Below are 21,659 nucleotides of genomic sequence, written 5' to 3'. Positions count from 1 at the left end.
CAAATAAATTTCAGAGACCGCGAACGATACCGTTCCATCGGCTCCTTGACCGAAGCTAGAGCTCAACCTGAACGCCTTGGGAACTGACGGGAAGATGGAGAACTCGCCAGTGGCCGCTCGCCAGCTGGGAGGCGGCAATCTCGTCGATTTGCGTCGAGGCGTCGCCGTAATGAAGTACCAAAACGCATGGTCCAGCTCCCGAGACCGCGGCCGCGAAACCCTTGGCACGCAAGGTCTCGATCAAATCCCACGAAGGCTGCATGAGCCCTTTGCGATAAGGCTGGTGGAGCTTGTCTTGTGTGGCGGCGAACAGCATGGCGTTCGCCTTTGATGCCAGATCATGGTGAGCAACGTCGTCCGGGTTTTCAGACCCTTCGGTTTCGGCTCCGGCAATATTCATCGGATTCATCGCGGCCGGCAGCAGCGCGACGCGAGAGATGTTGAACACCGCATCCTTGTATGGAAGCTTTTGAGGCAGAGCCTCGCGCGCTTTTTGCGTGGAAAGCTCGAAATCAGGGACGAAAACGGCGGCAGTCATGGATTCGGCCACCGGATAATTGACCGTATGGAAACCGGCGAGCAACGGCTCACCGCCGGGGATGCCCACAGAGCCCACACCTTCTGCGGTCTCGAAATTCCACGAGACCGTCAGTCCACCATAAACCGCCGGAGCCACGTTGTCTGGGTGGCCCTCGATGGAAGCGGCCATCTGGAAAATCGTCTCACGATTGAAATCGGCGTCACCCTGCGCGAATGCGGCGGCCGCGGCGATGCCGGCGACGATAGCCTCGGCCGAGGAGCCCATGCCACGCGCCTGCGGAATGTTGTTGTGCGCCTCAAGAGTGAAACCGAAACGGCTCAATCCGAACGCCTCGCACGCCCTACGGAAAGCCGAGACGACCAGATGCGTCTCATCGCGAGGCAGAGTGTCTTCGCCTTCGCCATGAATGATCACTGTTGCGGCGGTGTCGGGGAAAACGGCCGCGTCGCTTTGGTTGAGTTGATTGCCTTGGCTTTGCTGATTACGTTGACCACCTTGATCAGCTTCGCCGCCATGATTATCAACCAGCTCAGTCTCATTAATCGTAAACGTGAGTTCGTCGTGATAATCCAACGCCAGACCGACGGTGTCGAATCCGGAACCGAGATTCGCACTCGTGGCCGGCACCCGCACCTTGACCTGTTTTACCTTCGGCATCATTCCTGCCATAGCCGTCTCCTCGCCTGCTGTTTGCATCGTTACGTCTCAATGACAATAGAATAACGCGAAAGCCACATCAACAGGATGGGTCGCCCACCAACTCAAAGTCCACGAGACGCCACCAAATGTCAGAAGCGACGTCTGAACCATATCAACAAAGCCAACCGCACATCCAATACAAGATTGAATGCGGCGAGGCTACATCTCGCGCAGAATCGAAGGCTCGCCGATGACGAAATCGAATTTGCAGACATCATCGACCGTCTCGCGCAACGTGTTCTCATTGCACTGGTGAGTCACCACGCGCAGGGTCTGCAGCTCACCGGAATAGCCCGGATCGTGCGGGGTGGGCTTCAAATCCTGGTTGATGCCGTTGATGGAGACGCCGTGGTCGGCGAAAATCTTGGAAATCGCGGCAAGGATGCCGGGGCGGTCGCAAACGCGGAAACGTACAGCGAACGCAGCGTTCGAAGCGCTCAGCGGGGCCTTGGGCAGGTCCTGGTACATCGAAATCTGCGGGCCCGTGCTGCCTTGGACAATATGGCGTGCGACGGTGACGATATCACCCAAAACGGCAGAGGCCGTGGGAGCGCCGCCGGCACCACGTCCGTAGAACATGAGGTCGTCGGCCGCCTGAGCATGGATAAATGCGGCATTGAAGCTGCCGTGGACGCTAGCCAACGGATGATCGTCGGGAATGAGAGCCGGATAGACGCGCGCGGAAACACCATTATCGTCATTATCCACCACGGCAAGCAGCTTGATAACTTTGCCTTCGGCTTTGGCCAAGGCGATGTCATCGGCGGTGATGCGGGTGATGCCTTCCGTAGTGACGTCGTCGATGCTCACGGGCGTATGGAACGCAAGCGAAGCGACGATGGCTGCCTTGTTGGCCGCGTCTTTACCCTCGATGTCACCGGTCGGATCGGCCTCGGCATAGCCCTTGGATTGCGCGTCTTTCAAGGCCACATCGAAATCGAGACCTTTAGTGGTCATTTCGTCAAGAATGTAGTTGGTGGTGCCGTTGAGGATTCCCAGGACGCTAGTGACCTTGTCACCCACCAGAGATTCACGGAGCGGACGAACCAGCGGAATCGCGCCACCCACGGCCGCTTCAAAGTAGATATCGACGCCGTCTTCCTCGGCTGTGCGATAGATTTCGGGACCGTATTTCGCCAGCAGCGCCTTGTTGGCCGTGACCACGGAAGCACCGCTGTCGAGCGCCTTCAAGACCAGGCTGCGTGCGGGCTCGAGCCCACCGATGAGCTCGACGAGAATGTCGCTGTGTGTGGCAACGTATTTGGTGTCGGTGGTGAGTAGAGATTTATCGATCCATGGGAAAGTGACCTTTTCGGGGTCACGACAGGCGATTCCGGAAATCTCAAGCGGCTGTCCAATGCGCTGCTGGAGCTCGTCCTTCTGTTCGGTAAGTATTCTCGCGACTTCGGAACCGACAGTGCCAACGCCAAGCAGACCTACACGAATCGGGGTTGAGCTGTGGTGAATACCTTTGCGCGACACTTCCGCGTCATTGCCTTCACCACCGGCTTCCTGTTGCGACAAACCTTCCACCTGACCCATAATTCTCCCGTTTCAATCGCTTTTGCTGCACCACACGTTAGACTGTTCAATCCTAGGGAGTGAATCCGACAGATAGGACGGCATCACTCCAGAAGCATATTTTTGAAGTGTCACCAGCACTCATCTGCAATAATAATTTGTCGCATTTCGCTTGTCATCATGCCGATTGATGCGATGCTTGATCGTTGCCGATTATTCTCTTTATCGGCAATGATGTCAGTAGCCCGTCAGCTCACGTCGAGATCGAGCAGGTCGTCGATGGTCTGACGACGCAACATGAGATGAGCATCCTGATCGCTGACGGCGGCCACGGCGGGGATGAGCGCTTGGTTGTAATTGCTGGCCATCGTACGTCCGTAGGCGCCGGTGACCGGAATGGCGAGGATGTCGCCACGCTTGAGATTGCGCGGCAAACGGCATTCGTGGACAAGAATATCGCCGGATTCGCAGTGCATACCGACCACTCGGGCGAGCATGGAGTCTTTGAGATTGCCGTTTCCGTCTTTCGCGCCGCCGCAATCGCGGTTGGCGAGCACCGCAGTGTAATCCGCTCCATAGAGCGCAGGACGAATATTGTCGCTCATGCCACCATCGACCGAAACGTAAGTGCGTTCGCTGATTGGGTTGCCAGCCTCGTCTTTCGTGCCCTTCGGCAACGTGACGTGTTTGATGGTACCGACTCGATACAGCGTCACACCTGCCGGAGCGACAATCCATCGACCGGGCTCGAAGGAGATGACCGGGGCCGGCATGCCGAGCGCCTTGTTGATCGAAGCGACGGCCTGCGCAAGGCGGCCAAGCTCGACGTCGATGTCCATGGAATCCTCAGCATCGGTGTAGGCCACGGAATAGCCACCGCCCAAGTCGACCTCGGGCATGATGTAGGCATCGGTGGCGTAGAAGGTCTTGCGCAACAGCATCATGCGCCGTGCGGCTTCAATGAAGGCACTGGCATCGTGAATCTGCGAACCGATATGGGAGTGGATGCCGACCAGTTCAAGGTCTTCCTGACGGGAATAAATGTCTTTGAGCACGGCGAGCGCGGGGCCATCCGCCACGGCGTTCATGGCCTTGGCCAGCTCACGATCCTCGTCGGAGACCTTGACGTGGCTCATATCATAAGGGTATTTGACGGAGTAATCGAGTTTGGACTCGCTCGATGTGTCGGCGGACGGCGACGCACCTGCAACAGCATCATTGGCACTTGCTGCATTCGAGGCACTTTGCGGATTGCCGAGTTTGTCGATAATTTCAAGCACTTCCGGGCCGACACCAGCCGGCAGCAGAGGAACGCCGAACTTCTGATCCTCGTGGGCGGTGGAAATGTATTCATGTCCACCGGCGTGGATTCCAGAGGTGACGCGCAGCATGACGCGGGCGCGCTTGCCCAAGCGATGAGCGATGGCGGCAATGCGCGCAGGTTCGTCCGGCGAATCGACGACGATTTTCGAGAAGCCTTCCTTGATGGCCAGCTCGATCTCCTCATCGGATTTGTTGTTGCCATGCAGCACGAGTCTGCGGCCCGGAGCGCCGGCGGCGAGCGCGATCTGGATCTCCCCATTGAGCAGGTATCGACGTACATGCCAGCCTGCGTGACGATGCGCACGACTTCCTTGGAGAGGAACGCCTTGCCCGCGAAGCTGACGTGGGTGGTATTGGTATTGAAGGCCTTCGCAGCGGAACCTACGAACTTTTGCGCGCGGTTGCGCACTTCATCGGTATCGATCAGATACAGTGGCGAGCCAAACTCGTCGAGCAGCGACGCTGCGCTGTGCCCATGGAACGTCAGTTCGCCGTTATCGTTGAACGCCGTCGCTTCCGGCCAAATCGGAGTGATACCCATAATCCGCCTCTTCTTTTCGTCTGTCACGATATTTTTAAGTTGTCTCTAACGATAGCGAATTAGTTTGAAAACCAGATCGTTTTCGCTGCTTTCTATCTGAAATTTCAATAATTCTCCCAAAAATCTGTTTCAGAGACTCTCTATTGCGTTGATCCATCCAGCTCGGAATACACGACATCCCGCCGAAATTACGATTTCGACGGGATGTTTGGCGCTCACAAACGATATATGCTCTTACATCTTGTCGGGCGCGGTGACACCGAGCATTGCCAGGCCGGAGGCGATGACACGCTGGACGGCATCGTTCAGCTGCAGACGGGCTGCGGCTCGGGCCGGCTCAGGGTTCTTGGCAATCCGTGCGGCCTCGAGCTTCTCGGCATCTTTTTCGCGGGCCTCGAGGTCGGTGAGATCCATCGGCACCACGCGCTCGAGGTTGTACCACTTGTGGTAGGTGCCAGCGAGCGTCTCCAGATAGTGCGCGATCTTGTGCGGGGCGCACAGGTCGCCTGCGTCCGAGACGACGGACGGCCACTGGGCCAGAGCGCCGAGCACCTCGCCGTCGGCAGGGGTGTCGAGCAACGACAGATCGGCGATGGTAGCATCGATCTTCGCGGCTTCAGCATTGCGATCGACGTTGCAGCTGCGGGCGTGGGCATACTGGACGTAATAGACCGGATTCTCGTTGGTGTGCGAGGCGAGAACATCGAGGTCAATGTCGACGCTGGTGTTGTAATCGGTGCGGGCCAGCGAGTAACGCGCGGCATCCACACCCACGGCTTCCACCAGGTCGTCGATAGTGACGACGTTGCCGGCGCGCTTGGACATGCGCACGGCCTTGCCGTCCTTCATCACGTTGACCAGCTGGCCGATGAGGATCTGCATGTTCTCACCGGGCTTGTCGCCGAACGCGGCGCACATCGCCATCATGCGGCCGATGTAGCCGTGATGGTCGGCGCCGAGCATGTAAATCGCAATGTCGGCAGGCATGGAAGGCTTGCCGTCGCGATGACGCTTGTTGTAGTAATAGGCTATGTCGGCGGCGAAGTAGGCGTACTCACCGTTGGACTTGATGATGACGCGATCCTTGTCGTCTCCATGTTTGGTGGAGGCGAACCAGGTGGCTCCGTCCTTCTCGTAGATGTCGCCCTGCTCGCGCAGCTTAGCAATGGCTTCTTTGACGGCACCGTCCTGATACAGGCTGTTCTCATGGAACCACACGTCGAAGTTGACGCGGAAATCCTTCATGGACTGCTGGATTTCGGCGAACATCATCGGCACCGCACGCTTGCGGAACTCTTCGCGCTGCTCGGAGTCTCCCTCGCCCAGGTCGTTGCCGTCCTTGTCCTTGCCGCCGTCGATGCGAGGCAGATTCAGCACATCAATGCCATCGGCCTTGGCTTCGGCGATGACGCGGTCGGCGATTTCGTTGATATAGGTGCCTTTGTAGCCATCCGACGGAGTTTCCTCACCATGGGCTGCAGCAACGAGCGACTTGGCGAAGCGGTTGATCTGCTCGCCGTGGTCGTTGAAGTAGTATTCGCGTACCACCTTGGCGCCGTTGGCCTCGAGCACACGAGCCATGGCATCGCCGGTCGCCGCCCAGCGCACGCCGCCGATGTGAATCGGGCCAGTCGGGTTGGCAGAAACGAACTCGAGATTGAGCGTCTTGCCACCCAAGTGGTCGTTCAGGCCGAACTTGGTGGAATGCACAGTTTGTGAAGTCGCTTCGGAATCAGCACTTGTTTCGGTATCTCCGTCCTTGCCCTTCCAGACCTCGACACCCTTATCGACCGGCTCCATCTCAACGGCCTGATCGAGAATCTGCGAGACCACGGCAGCAGCTGAAGCAGAATCAAGAGTGATATTGATGAATCCGGGCCCGGCCACTTCGACAGAGGCGATGCCATCGGCATCACGCAGTTTCGCCGCGAACGCCTCAGCCAGATCGCGCGGCTTCATGCCGGCCTTCTTGGCCAGTTGCATCGCCACGTTCGACGACCAGTCACCGTGCGCGCGGTCCTTAGGCCGCATAACCGCCAGCTTATCAACAGCCGGAATCAATTCGACGGTCAGTTCGCCAGCCTCACCGGCGCCAACCAGCCCATGTGCAATATCAGAAATAAGTTCACTTAACGCTTCAGGATTCATGTTCCACAGTCTATCCTGCCGAGTAAACCAACTGGATCACAGCCAAATAACTGAAACCCAATCAAAGGTATCGAGATTTCGATTTTAATCCGTTACTTAACAAATCCCGATATCGTTAATCACAAACTTGAAAATAATACAAAAAGTTTCACTTATACTTACAGCTTTTTGCAAAAAACGAAAAAGTTTAAAGTACACTGAAAACTTTGGGGAAATTGACGAATAGTTTAAAGTACAGTTTAAACTTTTTAGATATCACGGATCATTTTTAACTATTTTTCATTCGCAACTTGCTGCAATACAGCGCCCAATAATTACTAAAGATTTGAAAAATGTAACAACATCGCTGACTTTGTGGGCCCGATGGGATTCGAACCCACGACCTTTCGCTCCGGAGGCGAACGCTCTATCCAGCTGAGCTACGGACCCAAACAACTGTTACAGCATAGCACCGCAACCGACCAACGGCGTGGCATGAAGAATCACATATCTGCATAGGAAAATGCGCGACACCGCCGTTTCGTCTAGACTTGGAATATGGCTCCTGAAATGAACGACTTCGAATTCGACCGGCGGTTCTTCTGTCGAACCATGCCCGCGGAACTGGACGACGGCAGTGCGCCGACGCTCATCGTACAGAGTTATTACGTTCACTCCGACAACTATGCGCTGCGCGTGCGGCTGCTAAGTCGAAAGATTCGCATTGAAATGGATGCCAAAACCGACGCAATGGCGGTGCTCGACCAGTATCGAGACAGTTTCACCGAGGCATCCGTCGCCATCAAAGGACCGTCCGTGGGCGGCACCCGTTACGAGGCCGAACGAGAAATCGATGCCAACATCGCCGCAGAACTCATCAAGCGTGGCGGAGAAATCATCATCAAGAATCGTTTTGCCGCATGGATTGGCGAGGATGGATGGGATATCGACGTGTTCGGCGGGTCGAACGCGCCGCTCATCGTGGCTGAGGCCAAGCGTTCGAGGCCGGTGACGAACCTCATCATCCCCGACTTCTGCATCACCGAAATCACCGATCAGGCACGCTTCTCCAACGACGGACTCGCCGGCAGGCCGTTTAGCACATGGAACAAGGACTTCGACCGCGAACTGGCCGAGCAAGGCCCCCACTTCGAGCAGATCTACGGCCGCAATCGGCACGAATAATCGACGCCGATACGTCTTTGGATAACTGCACTATAAAGGCTCACTCTGGCGAGCCTACACTGCATATTTTTAAAGGTGCCGTCGAGAAAGTACGTTTTACGATAGCTTGAGTGCACTTTTACAACGGCAGCATTCAACAAATCACACGTTGCAAAGTTCTTTTTAGCTTGACCAAACACTTTCTAAGTTAAATTTGACCGGCGGTCAGTAATTGTTTATCATTAAAAATGACCGGTGGTCACGATAGATTCTCGAAAGAAAGAGCCATGAACATACTCAGCGAAGAACAGAAACGGGAACGGGCGCAACGTATTTCAGCTGCCGCGCTCAAACTCTTCGAGACACGTTCGTTCGGCGCCATCACCATGTCCGACATCGCCAAAGCCGCGGAGGTGTCGAAAGGAACGCTCTTCAATTATTTCGATTGCAAGGAAAGCCTGTTCATGACCTTGCTGCTCGACGGATATCAGGATTATTTCGACGACCTGATGAGCGAAATCTCCGCCCAAACCGATTTCTCGCTGCACGACTTTGCGCACCTGCTGCTCGACAGCACCTCAAAGCTTGTGCGCGAGCGCCCGTCGCTGGTACGGCTCAACGCCCTGCGAGGACCGATTCTCGAACATGGCGCGAATATGGAGCAGACGATCGATCACCGTCAGAAACTCTATGACAAGAATCAGCAGCTTGCCACGCTTATCGCCGACCAGATCCCGAGCCTCCCCAGTCCGAGGTCAGCAGGCTTTTCATTGTGCAAAGCGCCGTCATCAGCGGCCTGATGAACATGAACGGACTCGATTCCTTCGACCATGTCACACTCGAAAACCGCGATTTCAGCGATTTCCAAGTGGATCTGGCACATGATTGCACGGAAGTGATGCGCAACTACCTTATCGGAAAGTTCCCGTCCGTAAAACTCTGACGAAGTTCTGATTTCCCCAATACCAAATACCTTAAAGGACATAACAAGTATGAACACCGAACTCATCCGCAACTTCGCCATCATCGCACACATCGACCACGGCAAATCGACGCTGGCCGACCGCATCATGGAGCAAACCGAAACCATCAGCGAGCGCGAGGCCAGCGATCAGTTGCTCGACGACATGGCTGTCGAACGCGAGCATGGCGTAACCGTCAAGTCGCGCACCGTCCGCAACTTCTATCGCGCCGACGACGGCAAGGAATACGAATACAACCTCATCGACACCCCCGGCCACGTCGACTTCTCCTACGAGGTCTCCAAAAGCCTCGCCGCCTGCGAAGGCGCGATATTGCTGGTCGACGCCACGCAGGGCGTGCAGGCACAGACCATCGCCAACCTACGGCTCGCCCGCAAAAACAAGCTGGCCATTCTGCCGGTCATCAACAAGATCGACAGCCCTGCCGCCGACTTGGAACGCACCGAAAAGCAGATTCGCTCGCTGGCTCCAGAACTCGAAGATGCCGACATCCTGTACGTCTCGGCCAAAACCGGTGACGGCGTGCACGAAGTGCTGGAAGCCGTGCACACCACGATTCCGGCACCCTCGGGTGATGCCTCCACCCCGCTTAAGGCCTTGGTTTTCGATTCCTCCTACGACCCGTACCAAGGCGTCATCGCCTATCTGCGCGTAATCGACGGCACGCTGGGCGAAAGCCAGAACATCAAGGCGATGGCTTCGAAACAGACGTTGCAGAACAACGAAATCGGCGTGTTCGCCCCCGGCCAAACGCCAGTGAAAACGCTCGGGCTGGGCGAAGTCGGCTATGTCAAAACCGGCGTGAAGGACCCGACTCAGCTGCGCGTGGGCGACACTATCACCGACAGCTCGCATCCCGCCACGAAAGCGCTGCCCGGCTATGAACCCGCGCACCCGATGGTTTTCGCCGGCTTCTACCCCAAGGGCGACACCTACCGCGAGCTCGAGCTGGCCGTCGAAAAACTGAGCCTCAACGATTCCTCGTTCCAGTACGTCAAGGAAAACTCGGACGCGCTCGGCCCTGGGTTCCGCTGCAGCTTCCTCGGCATCTTCCACCTGCAGATCATCCGCGAGCGGCTCAAGAACGAATACGGACTGGATGTGCTCACGACGGCTCCGAACGTCACCTACCGTGTGCATATGAAGGGCAGCGAGACTGTCAACGAAGTGGACAGTCCTTCGACGTTCCCTGATTACGGCGAAATCGATTACGTCGAGGAGCCGTTCTCCAACGCCGTCATCACTACCGATGAGCAGGAGCTCAACGCCGTGATGCAGCTGGCTGAGAAGCACATGGGCACGCTGACCGACATCGCGAACGAGGGCGACCTCATCACCGTGACCTACCACATTCCGACCGCCGAGATCGCCTATGATTTCTTCAACACCCTGAAATCGATCTCGCACGGCTACGCGACGCTGGAAACGCAATTCGCCGACTACGGCATGGCCGACGTGGTCAAGGTGGAACTGGATGTCAACTACGCACCGGTGGATGCGCTGGCGTTCATCATCCACCGCCAGGATGCGCCGGCCAAGACCCAGGCACTGGTCGAAAAGCTCAAGTACACCATTCCACGCAGGCTCTACCCCATGCCGGTGCAGGCGATGGTTGAAGGCCGTGTGCTCGCTCGGGTGGACGTGCCGCCGCTGCGCAAGAACGCTGCGGTGAGCGGCGAGAAGAAAAGCATTTCCAAGAAACAGGCACTGCTGCGACGCCAGAGCATCAACAAACGCCAGGCCGCCAAAAGCGACATCAAGCTACCGCAGGAGGTCTTCGACGCAGTGCTTGAGCTGTCAATGTAGAGTGTGTTTCCCGACAACAAGGCCAGGGAGGTATGCACTTCTCTGACAGAGATGACAAGGAAGCGCATTTAACAAGGATCTCGGTGCTCGTCTCCGGCAGCAGTGCCATCAACATGCATGTTGCGGAAAGCAAAATGCACTTTCCTGACAGTGGGATCAGGAAAGTGCATTCTTACGAATAAAGAACTTGCATTAAGCTCAGTACATCAGCGTGGAAAGGCGACGACGAGCAGCCTTCAGTCGAGGGTCGTCGGGCTCGGGGATGACGAAATATTCGAGCAGGCGCTGGCGAACCGGCTCCAGGTCTGCCTTGTGGCCTGCTGCAAGGTAATCGAGCAGACGCGAGAACGCATCTTCAATCTGACCGCCGATCATATCGATATCGGCGACGGCGAGCTGCGCATCGACGTCATCGGGATTGTCTGCCGCAGCGGTGCGAACCTTGCGCACATCGGCTTCACCGGAACGCGCCAGCAGCAAGGCCTTGGAACGTTCGCGGGCAGCCAGCGCATCATTCGGATTCGCTTCAAGAACTTGAGCATAGGCCTCGGCGGCACCGGCGTAGTCACCGTCGGCCGCGAGCTGGTGAGCCTGCTGATGCTCGGGCGGCACTTGCTCGGCCGCTGCGTCTCCATCAGCACCCGCAGCCGCATCGGCATCGGGATCGCCCGAATACGGCGCTGTTCCACTAACCCCCGCCTGCTGGGCAAGCTGAACGATCTGCGGTAACAAGGTGTCGGTAATCTGCTTCAATTCCTCGTCGCTCGGCAGCCCCTCGAGAATCGGCATCGGACGGCCGCCGATAAGCGCGAACAACGCCGGCGCACCCTTGATCTGGAAGGCCTGAGCGATGCCGGGTTCAGCATTGACGTCGACACGGGCAAGCTGCAACTGTCCCTTCATGCCGTTGATGGTATCGCCCAGCGTCTTGGCCATGGCAAACAGCCGGTCGTCGGTGGGAATCCACAGCAACAGCACCACAGGATACGTGGCGGAAGTCTGCAAAACCGCTTGGAATGTGGACTCGGTGACGTCGATGACGTAGCCGCCCGCCGAAGGCGCACCGCCGGCCTGACCCGGCTCGGCCTGCACCTGATGCTTGATCGAGCTCAAATCGACCGCACCAGCCAACGAAATGCCCGGATTCGACTGTGAATTGCTTGCTGCTGCCAAAAGTACCTTCTTTCTCCTTGCGTCGTTGCGACGCAGAACCCGCTATCTACCCGATACCGTATATGACAATGTCTAATCTACCTGCCGCCCGACCCCAAAAGACACTGCTTTGTCTGATGGCGGACCCAGATGCAAGGAAAATTTCACATGCCCGATTCACCGATACCGGGCAACAATTTGCGTCGACTGGCATCTGATGTCCTGTACACGTCGAGCCGCAATAGGGAGTTCGAATAGCGTGCTTAGAGTGCCTCAACCTTAATCGGCTGACGCTCGGCGCCCACGGCAACAACCTTCTGACCGGACTTGGCGGGCGGCACATAGAAGGCGACCACATTGACATAGGTGACTTTCATCGTGGAGGTGGCCTTGCCCTGTCCGAAAAGCGCACGTTCGGCATCGCTGGCGGGCTGGGATTCGCGTCCCTCGCCAGCCGAACGAGTCCATTCGGAATCGATCTGTGCGACGACAAGGTCACCGCCGTCACTGGAGCGCATCACTGAAATCTGGTCTTTGACCGGCGTGAAGGTCTGAGTCTGCGTGCCGTGGTTGCGTTCCATGCCCTGCTGGACGGTTTGAGAAAGCTTGGTCAGGTCCTCACGGAAATAATCGCTCGAGAAATCGTTGAAATATTTGCTCTGCTGGCCGTTGACCAGCACATCGGCGTAGTCGTCGACGGTCTGCTTGGGCGAAAGCAACAGTCCGGAATCGTCGACACCGCCCATGCTTGAGCCGATCGAGGGAATAGCAAATTCCGGCAGCTTGGCGCCTTGGAACAGACGTACCACGCCCCACAGCTTGTAGTTGCTGCGCGGACTCTGCTGCGTCATCACCAGCAAACGCTTGGACTGCTGATCCTGCGTGGTGGTCGTAATCGAGAAAACGGAGCGCGGCCAACCCGACTGGGTGGGGATGATCGTCTGGGCGATGTCTTTGGGAATCGTGGCCTTGGGATCGAGGTTGCCGGTGGCTTGGGCAATCGCCAGTTCGCTGGTGCGCACCTGAAGCGCCGGGCCGGTGACACGCACATCCAAACCGTCGGGGCTCTTGGCCTTGTCGGCGGCATCAAGCGCATCGAGCGTTGCGTTGCGTATCTTCTTTTCCTGGGCCTCGGTGATGTCGGGTGTTTGCACGGATGCCTGGCTGCCCTGCGGTTGCGGGGCCTGGTCGCCGCACGCAGCGGTTCCGATGAGTGTGGCCGCAGCCAATGCAGCGGCTGTTAGTGTTTTCAGCAGTCTCTTGGAGTTCATGCGTCCTCCTCGGCCTTATGGTCATCCTCATTGGCCTGCGGCTTGTCGCCGTCGTCATCAACCTGTTGGCCGGTTTCCTCAGTTTTCTTCGCCTGCTTTACCACTGTCTCGTTGTCATCCGTTTCATCGGTATTCGCATCCGCTTTTTCATGCTCTGCGTCTTGTGAAGGTGTCTCGTCCTTTTCATCATCTTCCTGGGAGAAGCGGGCGTAATAGGCACGAAGCTCATCCAGCGAAATGACGCTGGTCTCATCCTCGGCATGGCCTTCATCGATCACGGCATCGGCACTGGAAGTCCTTCGACCCTCGCCATCCTTGTTTGTTTCACCAGCATCATCCGAGCTTCTGGACGATTCATCCAACGAGACGGCAACGGGCGCCTGAACGGACGCAGCGGCCTGACCATCAGCCTCGGGTGCAAAGCGGCTATGTCTGCCGACCTTGCCCTCTTGATTGGCATCAGATTCGGATTCCTGCTCAGAGGCTCCCCGATGGCGTCCGACTCCGTTGCCAGATTCGTCACTTGGCAAAGTTTCTGCGGACTTATCGTCGTCGCTACGCATCTGCATGTCGGCCACGAGATTGCGACGGGTCGGATCGATGATACTGGGTGTCGATACATCATCTGCGGAAGTTTCGTCATCGAATCCATCACCATTGTCTGCTCCGGCCAGACCGTTACTGGCGGAGGCAAGCGCATTACCATCATCCGACATTCCGACCGGTGCGGCAGGCGTATCGACAGGCGCTACCTTTTTGTGCGAAGCCCGATGATTATGGGTGGTGTGCACGATGCTGGTGCGCAGAACGGCGAAGCTGCCGGTCATGGCTTCCGAAATGGAAATCTCCTCGGCCTTTGCCGCTTCTCGCTTCTCACGACGAGCCTCGCGCTTGCGCTTGACCGATTCGTTGGCCGAAATCGCGAAGATCGAAGCCGACAATACCGTCAGCACCGCGCAAACCGCCGCCACGATGAAGAGCGGTGTGGCATGATCCGGCACCTGTTGACGCACCCAATGCATGGTGAGTGTCAGCTTTGGTTGTGCGACCTTTTAGCGGAATCACTGGAATCGCCAGATGCATTGGCTTCACCAGATGCATTGGTTTCACTGCCGCTCGCAGCGTCTGCAGTGTCAGACCCCGATTTTGCCGAAGAAATCCCAGTATCAATAACCATCACCTGATCGGCCTTGACATCGTTCAAATTCATCGAAATAGTTCCGTTGCTGCACTGAACGGAAGACCACATATCCGAATCCTTGAACGCCACTTCACCGTCCGCCGTGCCGCTCGACGCGAGTTTCTGACCTTTGGCAGTCTTGCTGGAAAGCGTCTTCCAACCTTGCAGGCCGGTGATACGGGTGTAGTCCTGACCGGCCAACCAGCCCGTAGCATCCTTGGAGCTGCCCATCGCGACACAGGTTTTCACAGAAGAATCGGCGTTTTCGCCCTTCGCGGATTTGCTGCCATTATCGTCGGCGGCCGTCGTCTTGACCTTCACCGTCACCGTTTTGTTGAGCAAGTTAAGCATGCCAGGATCGGTGACCACATATTGTGCGCCCGAAACGGAAGTATCCGCAGTGATTTCTTTTGCAGGTTTCCAGACGGTCGCGTTCAACGCGCCCAGCACGATGAACAACACTGCCAAAAGACCGAAAATGGGCGCGACAACGCCACGCATGACCAGCGCATGCTTCGTGGGTTTCGTATTCCGCTTCTGTTGTTCATCGTTTTCTGAAGTCATATTGTTCTACATTCTACAAGGCCTATCCGATAGAATGCTGGGAATTTATACTGAACGCTTTTCGTATCACAGGCACATTCAGGTATAAATCAAGGTTCGCAGCTAAGCTGGTGAACCATGCATAACAACAATCTTTCACGACAGCTCAGCCGTGCTCTTGCGGCGGCCTGCGCCATCGCGCTGTCATTCGGTTTGGCGGCTTGCGGATCAGGTAAAGGCGACGATTCCAACAATTCTGCCGATTCGAACGGCATCCAGATGGCGGGCGTTAAGGCCACCGGAGAACTCGGCAAGAAGCCGAAGATCACCTTCCACACCCCGATGAGCGTGGTCAATAATTCTTACGCCGTACTGCAAAAGGGCAACGGCGCGCCCATCAAGAAGGACAATCACGTCTGTGTGCAGGCTGTTGCACTCAACGCCAAGGACGACGGTGAGATGATGAGCACCTGGGAGAAGAACACCCCAGATTGCTCGATGGTGATGAACGAGCAGAGCATTAACAAGACCTATTACAACGTGCTGAAAGACCAGAGAATTAACTCAACCGTGGCCTTCGGCGTCAACGACAAGAACAGCGCCAAAACTTCTTATATTATGGCGCTCACCATGGTTTCCCAGTCCAAGTCGCTCACCCGAGCCGAAGGTGACAAAGTCACCGATGTGCCGGCGAACCTGCCCAAGGTGACACTCAACAGCAAGGGCGCCCCGTCCATCGACTTTAACGGCTATAAGCCCGGCAACGACCTCGTCGTACAGCCGCTCATCAAGGGCAAAGGCAAGCAGGTGGATGAGAAAGACACCATCGACGCGCATTACACCGGCTGGGTGATGGACAAGGACGGCAAGCCCTCGAAGTTCGATTCATCGTGGGACAAGGGCAAGGCCGCGCAGTTCTCGCTGCAGCAGGTCGTCACAGGTTGGAAGCAAGGCTTGGCCGGTCAAACGGTTGGCTCTCAGGTGCTGCTGGTTATCCCTCCGTCTTTGGGCTACGGCAATCAGGCGCAAGCCAAAATTCCCGCTAATTCGACGCTTTACTTCGTGGTCGATATCCTCTACGATTACGGCGAGATGCAGACTGAGCAATGAGTTGGTTGCTGAGATTCAGCAATAAGTAGAGAAACAAAATTCCCGGACATCCACTATCAAGCGATGTCCGGGAATTTTCATATGACGTAGCAACGCCTCGTTGACTTTGATTCAATAAAAGCAGACAGAATAACAACCAGTCAGCAAAAACAGAACGCCAAACGAACCGACCGACACGTTTTCTTGATACTGACTTTCGTCAGAACAGGCGCAGACTGTCGTCCTCGGTGCCTTTCATATCCTCATAGTCGAGGATGAGGCAGTCGAAGCCACGTTCCTGTGCCAAGACCTTGGCCTGTGGGGTGATGGTCTGCGCGGCGAACATGCCTCGGACCGGAGCGAGTAGCGGATCCTTGTTGAGGAGCTTCACGTAGCGGGTAAGTTGTTCAACGCCGTCGATGCCGCCATGACGCTTGATTTCGATGGCGACGTGCTGACCGTTGCCGTCGATAGCCATGATGTCGACCGGGCCAACGGGTGTCGGATACTCGCGACGCACCAGCTTCGCACCCTTGCCGATGCGCTCAATCTGCTGGGCCAGATAATACTGAAGATGGTCTTCGACGCCATCCTTGACGAGCCCTGGGTCCTCCCCCAAATCGTAGGTCTCGTCGGAATAGACGTGCTGCACCGTTACTTCGAGAACATCAGTCGATTTCTGCGCAGCCACGCGGAACACCTTCTCCGGCGCCACTTCAGCATCGGTATCCCCTGAACTCTCTGCAACAACGTCGTCATTCGAGTCAGCTGCCACGTCGATATCGATTTCCGTAGAATCTTCTATAGCAAGGTCACTGTTCGAAGTCGCTGTAACGGTGTCATCATTCGAATCCGCCACCGCTTCGGCGCTTTCTTCTTGGCTTTCCGGCACCATCTCATCGTCATGTTCCGGCGTGACTTCGCGGATGGTGCAAGGGGCAGCCATCCAGTTAAGCGGTTTGTAGGAACCAAGTTCGGAGAAGATCAGTAGGCTGTTGTCGGCCTTGATCATCAGCACGCGCTTGGCCATGGGCAACGAGGCATTCAGTCTTCCGGAATAGACGGCAGAGCAATCAGCAACAATAATTCGCACCCTGCCACTGTACCTGAGGCGATGGAAGGAACACATCAGCCGTTCATGAGATTCCAGACGTCGTTATCCAGATCAATCTTGGCTCTGATATTAAAAAGTGGAGGCACCGAAATGAATCGGTGCCTCCACTTAAGTGACGAAAGATGTCAGCGACAGCGCTATTCTGCCGCTTCCGTCGATTTCTTCTCGACGTCCACGCCAGTCTCAGCAGCAACCGTGAGCAAATTGGAATCAAACGACGCGAAGCCGTCGGTCATCTCGAAGCTGTGGCGGTTTCCGTCGACATCCACGGCCGAGACAATACCCTTGTCAATGACCGTCATCACCGGCTCATGGTCGGGAAGGATGCCCATGCCACCCGAACTCGCGGGAATGGTTACGGACTTTGCCTCGCCCGCCCACAGCGGTCGATCTGAAGCGACGATATTCACCTTCATCGTGGAGCCAGCCATCACGCATATTCCTTCTGCATGTCGTGCCACTTGTGCTCGAGGTCATCGATGCCACCGATGCCGCTGAACGCCTGCTCCGGCAACTCATCATACTGACCGTCGCAAATGCGCTTGAAGGCCTCAACGGTCTCGTCAGCGGGCACATACGAGCCTTCCAAGCCGGTGAATTTCTTCGCGACGTAGAAGTTCTGGCCAAGGAACTGCTGAATCTTACGGGCACGGTTGACAGTGGTCTTGTCTTCCTCGCCGAGCTCATCGATGCCGATCAGGGCGATGATGTCCTGGAGTTCCTTGTTGCGCTGCAAAATCGCCTTGACGCGGTTCGCAGTGTCGTAATGCTCCTGGCCCACGTAGCGCGGATCGAGGATTCGCGAGGTGGACGACAGCGGGTCGACGGCCGGGTAGATGCCTTGGGAGGCGATGTCACGAGAAAGTTCGGTGGTCGCATCCAAATGGGCGAAGGTCGTGGCCGGGGCCGGATCGGTGTAATCGTCGGCGGGCACGTAGATGGCCTGCAGCGAAGTGATCGAGTGGCCACGGGTCGAGGTGATGCGCTCCTGCAGGGAGCCCATCTCGTCGGCCAGGTTCGGCTGATAGCCCACTGCAGACGGCATACGGCCGAGCAGCGTGGAGACCTCAGAGCCTGCCTGCGTGAAGCGGAAGATGTTGTCGATGAAGAGCAACACGTCCTGGTTCTCGACGTCGCGGAAGTACTCAGCCATCGTCAGAGCGGTCAGCGGCACGCGAAGACGCGTCCCCGGGGGCTCATCCATCTGGCCGAAGACCAGTGCGGTCTTCTCCAAAACGCCTGCATCGCCCATTTCGCCGATCAGATCGTTGCCCTCACGGGTACGCTCGCCGACACCAGCGAATACGGAGACGCCGCCGTGGTTCTGCGCCACGCGCTGAATCATCTCCTGGATCAGCACGGTCTTGCCGACGCCTGCGCCACCGAAGAGGCCGATCTTGCCGCCCTCAACGTACGGGGTGAGCAAATCGATGACCTTGATGCCCGTCTCGAACATCTTGGTACGGCTCTCGAGCTGATCGAAGGCCGGCGGATTGCGGTGGATGGACCAACGCTGCTTGACCTCGATATGCTCATCAGGCTTGGCGTTGAGAATATTGCCCGTAACATCGAACACGTGTCCCTTGGTCACGTCGCCGACCGGCACCTCAATGGGGCCGCCAGTATCGACGACGGATGCGCCACGCACGAGGCCATCGGTAGGCTTCAATGCAACGGCGCGCACCGTGGAATCACCGATCTGCTGCTCAACCTCAAGGGTAATCTCCTTGACGGTCTCGCCTTCGGTGTTGCCCACGTTGCTGATCTTGACTTTCAGGGCATTGTAAATGTCGGGCAGGTGCCCCGCCGGGAACTCGGCGTCGATCACCGAACCCTGGACGCGTGTGATGCGTCCGGCATTCAGGTCAGTCGCCGAATCGGCGGAGGTCGCTGTGGACTGAGCTGTTGACTCATTTTCAGCCATATGCGTTCCTACTCTTCCTCTTTATTCAGCGCGTCTGCGCTGCTGATTATCTCAGTAAGTTCCTGGGTGATCGAGGCCTGACGCGAAGCGTTGAGCTGGCGGGTCAGGGAATCAATCAGATTGTTGGCGTTGTCGGTCGCGGTGTGCATGGCGTTCTGACGGCTTGCCGTCTCAGAGGCGGCGGCGGTCAACAGGCATTCATGGATACGGGCTTGCACATACATCGGCAAAACCGCGTCGAGCACCTTGCTGATGTTCGGCTCGAATGTGTACAACGGTGCCATTTCGCCTTTTTCGCCACTGCCGTCACGTCACTGGTAGCAGCTGCGGACGCACTCGAGGACGTGGAGCTTTTCGACTGCTCGACATTGACGGATTCGACAGAATCGCTCATGACTGCAGTCTTCTGGTCACTGTTCTTGACCAGTTCCACCGGCAGCATACGCAGCACGCGAACCTTCTGCACCACCATGTTCACGAATTCCGTGAAGACGATGTACAGCTCGGAAACGCCGCCCTGCGCAGCCGTCTTCATATAGTCCGCAAGCAACCGATCGGAAATCTCGCGAGCGATATCGGCCCCTGGCTGATCGCTGTCACCCTCCCACGTCGCCGCAATCTCACGATTACGGTAACGGTAATAGGAAACACCGCGACGGCCGTAGACATACAGCAAAGGCTTTTTGCCCACCTTGTCGAGACGAGCGAGCAGTGACTCCGTTTCGCGGATGATCGACGAGGTATAGGCGCCGGCCATGCCGCGATCCGACGTCAAGGCCAGAACGGCAACCCTGGGGTTGTGTTCCGTGGACTTGACGATGGGATGGTCGATTTCGGTATGTGCAGCCAACGCCTCAACGGCATCGAAAATCGCGTCGCTGTATGGCTTCGCGTTCAACGCCACGGTACGAGCCTTGGCGATATGCGAAGAAGCGATCATCTCCTGCGCGTTGAAGATCTTGCCCAACGACGTGGTGGAGGCGATACGTGATTTCAATCCGAGTTGAGAAGCCATGGGTTACTTATCCCCCGCTACAATCTTTTCCTGCTCGATCTTCGTGGGCGTGGTGGCAGTCGGCTTATCGACGACCAACGGCTTGCCGGCCTTGGTCACGTAGTTGCCGCGATACTCCTCGACAGCTGCATCCAAAGCCTTCTCCGTCTCAGCGGTGAAGTCACCGGTGTCGCGAATGGTCTTCATGATGTCGGTGTTGTGCTCGACATAATCCAACAAACCATGCTCGAAGGGCAGCACGTCAGCGATCTCGAGGTCATCGAGCTTGCCATGGGTGCCGGCCCACACGGAGACGACCTCCTGCTCCATCGAATACGGGGAGAACTGGGGCTGCTTCAGCAGTTCGGTCAAACGAGCGCCGCGGGTGAGCTGAGCCTTGGAAGCCGCATCCAGATCGGAAGCGAACATCGCGAAGGACTGCAACGAGCGGTACTGTGCCAGCGAGATCTTCAGCGTGCCGGAAACCTTCTTCAGCGCCTTGCTCTGGGCCGCGCCACCGACGCGGGACACGGAGATGCCGACGTCCACAGCGGGACGCTGGTTGGCGTTGAACAGGTCGGACTGCAAGAAGATCTGGCCGTCGGTGATCGAAATGACGTTCGTCGGGATGTAGGCGGACACATCGTTCGCCTTCGTCTCTACGATCGGCAGACCGGTCATCGAGCCGCCACCAAGGTCATCGGAGAGCCTGGCGCAGCGTTCGAGCAGACGGGAGTGCAGATAGAACACATCTCCCGGGTAAGCTTCACGCCCCGGCGGGCGACGCAGCAGCAGGGAAATCGAACGGTAGGCCTCAGCCTGCTTCGACAGATCATCGAAGACGATGAGGACGTGCTTGCCGTGATACATCCAGTGCTGGCCGATGGCCGAGCCGGTGTAGGGTGCGATGTATTTGAAACCAGCGGAATCGGAAGCCGGGCTGGCCACAATCGTGGTGTATTCCATAGCGCCTGCCTCTTCAAGGCTCTGACGCACGGAAGCGATGGTGGAACCCTTCTGGCCGATGGCTACATAGATGCAGCGCACCTGCTTCTTCGGGTCTCCGCTCTTCCAGTTGTCTTTCTGGTTCAGGATCGCATCGATCGCGATGGCCGTCTTGCCGGTCTGGCGATCGCCGATGATGAGCTGGCGCTGACCACGGCCGATTGGCGTCATCGCGTCGATGGCCTTCAGACCCGTGGACAGCGGCTGATCGACGGGATGACGATGCATCACATCGGGAGCCTGAGCCTCGAGAATTCTGCGGCCTTCGCTTTTGATTTCACCCAAGCCATCGATCGGTTTGCCCAGAGGGTCAACCGTACGCCCGAGATAGCCGTCACCGACCGGCACGGAAAGCACCTCACCGGTGCGCCGTACCTCCTGGCCTTCCTCGACACCTGCGAAGTCGCCGAGGATAACCACGCCGATCTCACGGGGATCAAGGTTGAAAGCCAGGCCGAGCGTGCCGTCTTCGAACGTCAGCAGCTCGTTGGCCATGCAACCAGGCAGTCCTGTTACATGCGCGATGCCATCGCCGGCCGTGGCGACATAGCCCACCTCTTGGGTGGGAGTGTCGCTGGGCTTGTACGAATCGACGAAATCGTCGAGGGCCTTTCGCACATTCGCAGGATCAATGGTAAGTTCTGCCATGATCACTCCTTATTGATTAATTTGTTGACTGATA

Annotated in this window: 15 protein-coding genes, 1 tRNA gene and 4 pseudogenes; 5 read left to right on the top strand and 15 right to left on the bottom strand. The window is 57.0% G+C overall.

Features of this window, described 5'->3' with window-relative positions:
* Positions 1–55 precede the first annotated feature (55 nt).
* The 6 genes and pseudogenes from OZX57_RS01550 to OZX57_RS01530 form a co-directional block, all read right to left on the bottom strand.
* Positions 56–961, bottom strand: a pseudogene (locus tag OZX57_RS01550) (homoserine kinase); the annotation flags it as partial.
* Positions 962–1,075: 114 nt separating this feature from the next.
* A pseudogene (locus tag OZX57_RS08615) lies at positions 1,076–1,201 on the bottom strand (homoserine kinase); the annotation flags it as partial.
* Positions 1,202–1,399: 198 nt separating this feature from the next.
* Positions 1,400–2,707, bottom strand: a complete 1,308-nt coding sequence (locus OZX57_RS01545; protein ID WP_277162894.1) for a homoserine dehydrogenase — start codon at positions 2,705–2,707, stop codon at positions 1,400–1,402.
* Positions 2,708–3,009: 302 nt separating this feature from the next.
* A pseudogene (locus tag OZX57_RS01540) lies at positions 3,010–4,625 on the bottom strand (diaminopimelate decarboxylase).
* A 234-nt stretch (positions 4,626–4,859) separates the two neighbouring features.
* A complete protein-coding gene (gene argS / locus OZX57_RS01535; RefSeq protein WP_277162442.1) occupies positions 4,860–6,773 on the bottom strand; it encodes an arginine--tRNA ligase in 1,914 nt (637 codons plus the stop codon).
* Positions 6,774–7,128: 355 nt separating this feature from the next.
* Positions 7,129–7,202, bottom strand: a tRNA-Arg gene (locus OZX57_RS01530).
* A gap of 108 nt (positions 7,203–7,310) precedes the next feature.
* Here OZX57_RS01530 and OZX57_RS01525 point away from each other — a divergent pair.
* The 4 genes from OZX57_RS01525 (at position 7,311) to lepA (ending at position 10,705) form a co-directional block, all read left to right on the top strand.
* Positions 7,311–7,937 (top strand): hypothetical protein, encoded by a 627-nt coding sequence (locus OZX57_RS01525; protein ID WP_277162441.1) that lies wholly within the window; start codon positions 7,311–7,313, stop codon positions 7,935–7,937.
* Between the two features lie 266 nt (positions 7,938–8,203).
* On the top strand, positions 8,204–8,716 hold the full coding sequence (locus tag OZX57_RS01520) for a TetR family transcriptional regulator (RefSeq protein WP_277162440.1): 513 nt from the start codon (positions 8,204–8,206) through the stop codon (positions 8,714–8,716).
* Entirely contained in the window at positions 8,716–8,859 is a 144-nt protein-coding gene (locus OZX57_RS01515; RefSeq protein WP_277162439.1) for a hypothetical protein, read from the top strand. Before OZX57_RS01520 ends, OZX57_RS01515 begins: the two co-directional genes overlap by 1 nt.
* A 49-nt stretch (positions 8,860–8,908) precedes the next feature.
* Positions 8,909–10,705, top strand: coding sequence for a translation elongation factor 4 (gene lepA / locus OZX57_RS01510; RefSeq protein WP_277162438.1), 1,797 nt, complete (start codon positions 8,909–8,911; stop codon positions 10,703–10,705).
* A gap of 198 nt (positions 10,706–10,903) precedes the next feature.
* Here lepA and OZX57_RS01505 read toward each other — a convergent pair whose 3' ends face one another.
* From OZX57_RS01505 to OZX57_RS01490, 4 genes are all read right to left on the bottom strand, one after another.
* Positions 10,904–11,878: a tetratricopeptide repeat protein gene (locus OZX57_RS01505; protein ID WP_277162437.1), complete on the bottom strand. Its 975-nt coding sequence runs from the start codon at positions 11,876–11,878 to the stop codon at positions 10,904–10,906.
* Between the two features lie 242 nt (positions 11,879–12,120).
* Positions 12,121–13,128, bottom strand: a complete 1,008-nt coding sequence (locus tag OZX57_RS01500) for a hypothetical protein (protein WP_277162436.1) — start codon at positions 13,126–13,128, stop codon at positions 12,121–12,123.
* Positions 13,125–14,150: a hypothetical protein gene (locus OZX57_RS01495; protein WP_277162435.1), complete on the bottom strand. Its 1,026-nt coding sequence runs from the start codon at positions 14,148–14,150 to the stop codon at positions 13,125–13,127. Before OZX57_RS01495 ends, OZX57_RS01500 begins: the two co-directional genes overlap by 4 nt.
* Positions 14,151–14,158: 8 nt before the next feature.
* Positions 14,159–14,872: a hypothetical protein gene (locus OZX57_RS01490; RefSeq protein WP_277162434.1), complete on the bottom strand. Its 714-nt coding sequence runs from the start codon at positions 14,870–14,872 to the stop codon at positions 14,159–14,161.
* 117 nt (positions 14,873–14,989) lie between these two features.
* Here OZX57_RS01490 and OZX57_RS01485 point away from each other — a divergent pair, with 117 nt between their 5' ends.
* Positions 14,990–15,961 carry an FKBP-type peptidyl-prolyl cis-trans isomerase gene (locus tag OZX57_RS01485; protein ID WP_277162433.1) on the top strand — a complete coding sequence of 324 codons (972 nt, stop codon included), beginning with the start codon at positions 14,990–14,992 and terminating at the stop codon, positions 15,959–15,961.
* A 199-nt stretch (positions 15,962–16,160) separates the two neighbouring features.
* Here the strand turns inward: OZX57_RS01485 and nucS are convergent, their stop codons facing one another.
* The 5 genes and pseudogenes from nucS to atpA all read right to left on the bottom strand — a co-directional run bounded on the left by nucS (position 16,161) and on the right by atpA (position 21,625).
* Positions 16,161–17,033 carry an endonuclease NucS gene (nucS, locus tag OZX57_RS01480; protein WP_277162432.1) on the bottom strand — a complete coding sequence of 291 codons (873 nt, stop codon included), beginning with the start codon at positions 17,031–17,033 and terminating at the stop codon, positions 16,161–16,163.
* Between the two features lie 158 nt (positions 17,034–17,191).
* Entirely contained in the window at positions 17,192–17,485 is a 294-nt protein-coding gene (locus tag OZX57_RS01475; protein WP_277162431.1) for a F0F1 ATP synthase subunit epsilon, read from the bottom strand.
* Positions 17,485–18,978, bottom strand: a complete 1,494-nt coding sequence (atpD, locus tag OZX57_RS01470) for a F0F1 ATP synthase subunit beta (RefSeq protein ID WP_277162430.1) — start codon at positions 18,976–18,978, stop codon at positions 17,485–17,487. The genes OZX57_RS01475 and atpD overlap by 1 nt, the downstream gene beginning before the upstream one ends.
* 8 nt (positions 18,979–18,986) lie before the next feature.
* Positions 18,987–19,993, bottom strand: a pseudogene (locus OZX57_RS01465) (F0F1 ATP synthase subunit gamma).
* Positions 19,994–19,996: 3 nt separating this feature from the next.
* Positions 19,997–21,625, bottom strand: a complete 1,629-nt coding sequence (gene atpA / locus OZX57_RS01460; RefSeq protein ID WP_277162429.1) for a F0F1 ATP synthase subunit alpha — start codon at positions 21,623–21,625, stop codon at positions 19,997–19,999.
* Positions 21,626–21,659: the final 34 nt, after the last annotated feature.

This window comes from Bifidobacterium sp. ESL0682 (assembly GCF_029392815.1).
GTDB lineage: Bacteria > Actinomycetota > Actinomycetes > Actinomycetales > Bifidobacteriaceae > Bifidobacterium.
This window is presented reverse-complemented; position numbering and strand designations above follow the sequence as displayed.

Excerpts from the sequence above, each read along its gene's own strand:
- OZX57_RS01490 (WP_277162434.1), bottom strand. The coding sequence starts at position 14,872 with ATGACTTCAGAAAACGATGAACAACAGAAGCGGAATACGAAACCCACG.
- OZX57_RS01500 (WP_277162436.1), bottom strand. The coding sequence starts at position 13,128 with ATGAACTCCAAGAGACTGCTGAAAACACTAACAGCCGCTGCATTGGCT.
- argS (WP_277162442.1), bottom strand. The coding sequence starts at position 6,773 with ATGAATCCTGAAGCGTTAAGTGAACTTATTTCTGATATTGCACATGGG.
- atpD (WP_277162430.1), bottom strand. The coding sequence starts at position 18,978 with ATGGCTGAAAATGAGTCAACAGCTCAGTCCACAGCGACCTCCGCCGAT.
- lepA (WP_277162438.1), top strand. The coding sequence starts at position 8,909 with ATGAACACCGAACTCATCCGCAACTTCGCCATCATCGCACACATCGAC.
- OZX57_RS01495 (WP_277162435.1), bottom strand. The coding sequence starts at position 14,150 with ATGCATTGGGTGCGTCAACAGGTGCCGGATCATGCCACACCGCTCTTC.
- OZX57_RS01515 (WP_277162439.1), top strand. The coding sequence starts at position 8,716 with ATGAACATGAACGGACTCGATTCCTTCGACCATGTCACACTCGAAAAC.
- OZX57_RS01485 (WP_277162433.1), top strand. The coding sequence starts at position 14,990 with ATGCATAACAACAATCTTTCACGACAGCTCAGCCGTGCTCTTGCGGCG.
- OZX57_RS01475 (WP_277162431.1), bottom strand. The coding sequence starts at position 17,485 with ATGGCTGGCTCCACGATGAAGGTGAATATCGTCGCTTCAGATCGACCG.
- OZX57_RS01520 (WP_277162440.1), top strand. The coding sequence starts at position 8,204 with ATGAACATACTCAGCGAAGAACAGAAACGGGAACGGGCGCAACGTATT.
- atpA (WP_277162429.1), bottom strand. The coding sequence starts at position 21,625 with ATGGCAGAACTTACCATTGATCCTGCGAATGTGCGAAAGGCCCTCGAC.
- OZX57_RS01525 (WP_277162441.1), top strand. The coding sequence starts at position 7,311 with ATGGCTCCTGAAATGAACGACTTCGAATTCGACCGGCGGTTCTTCTGT.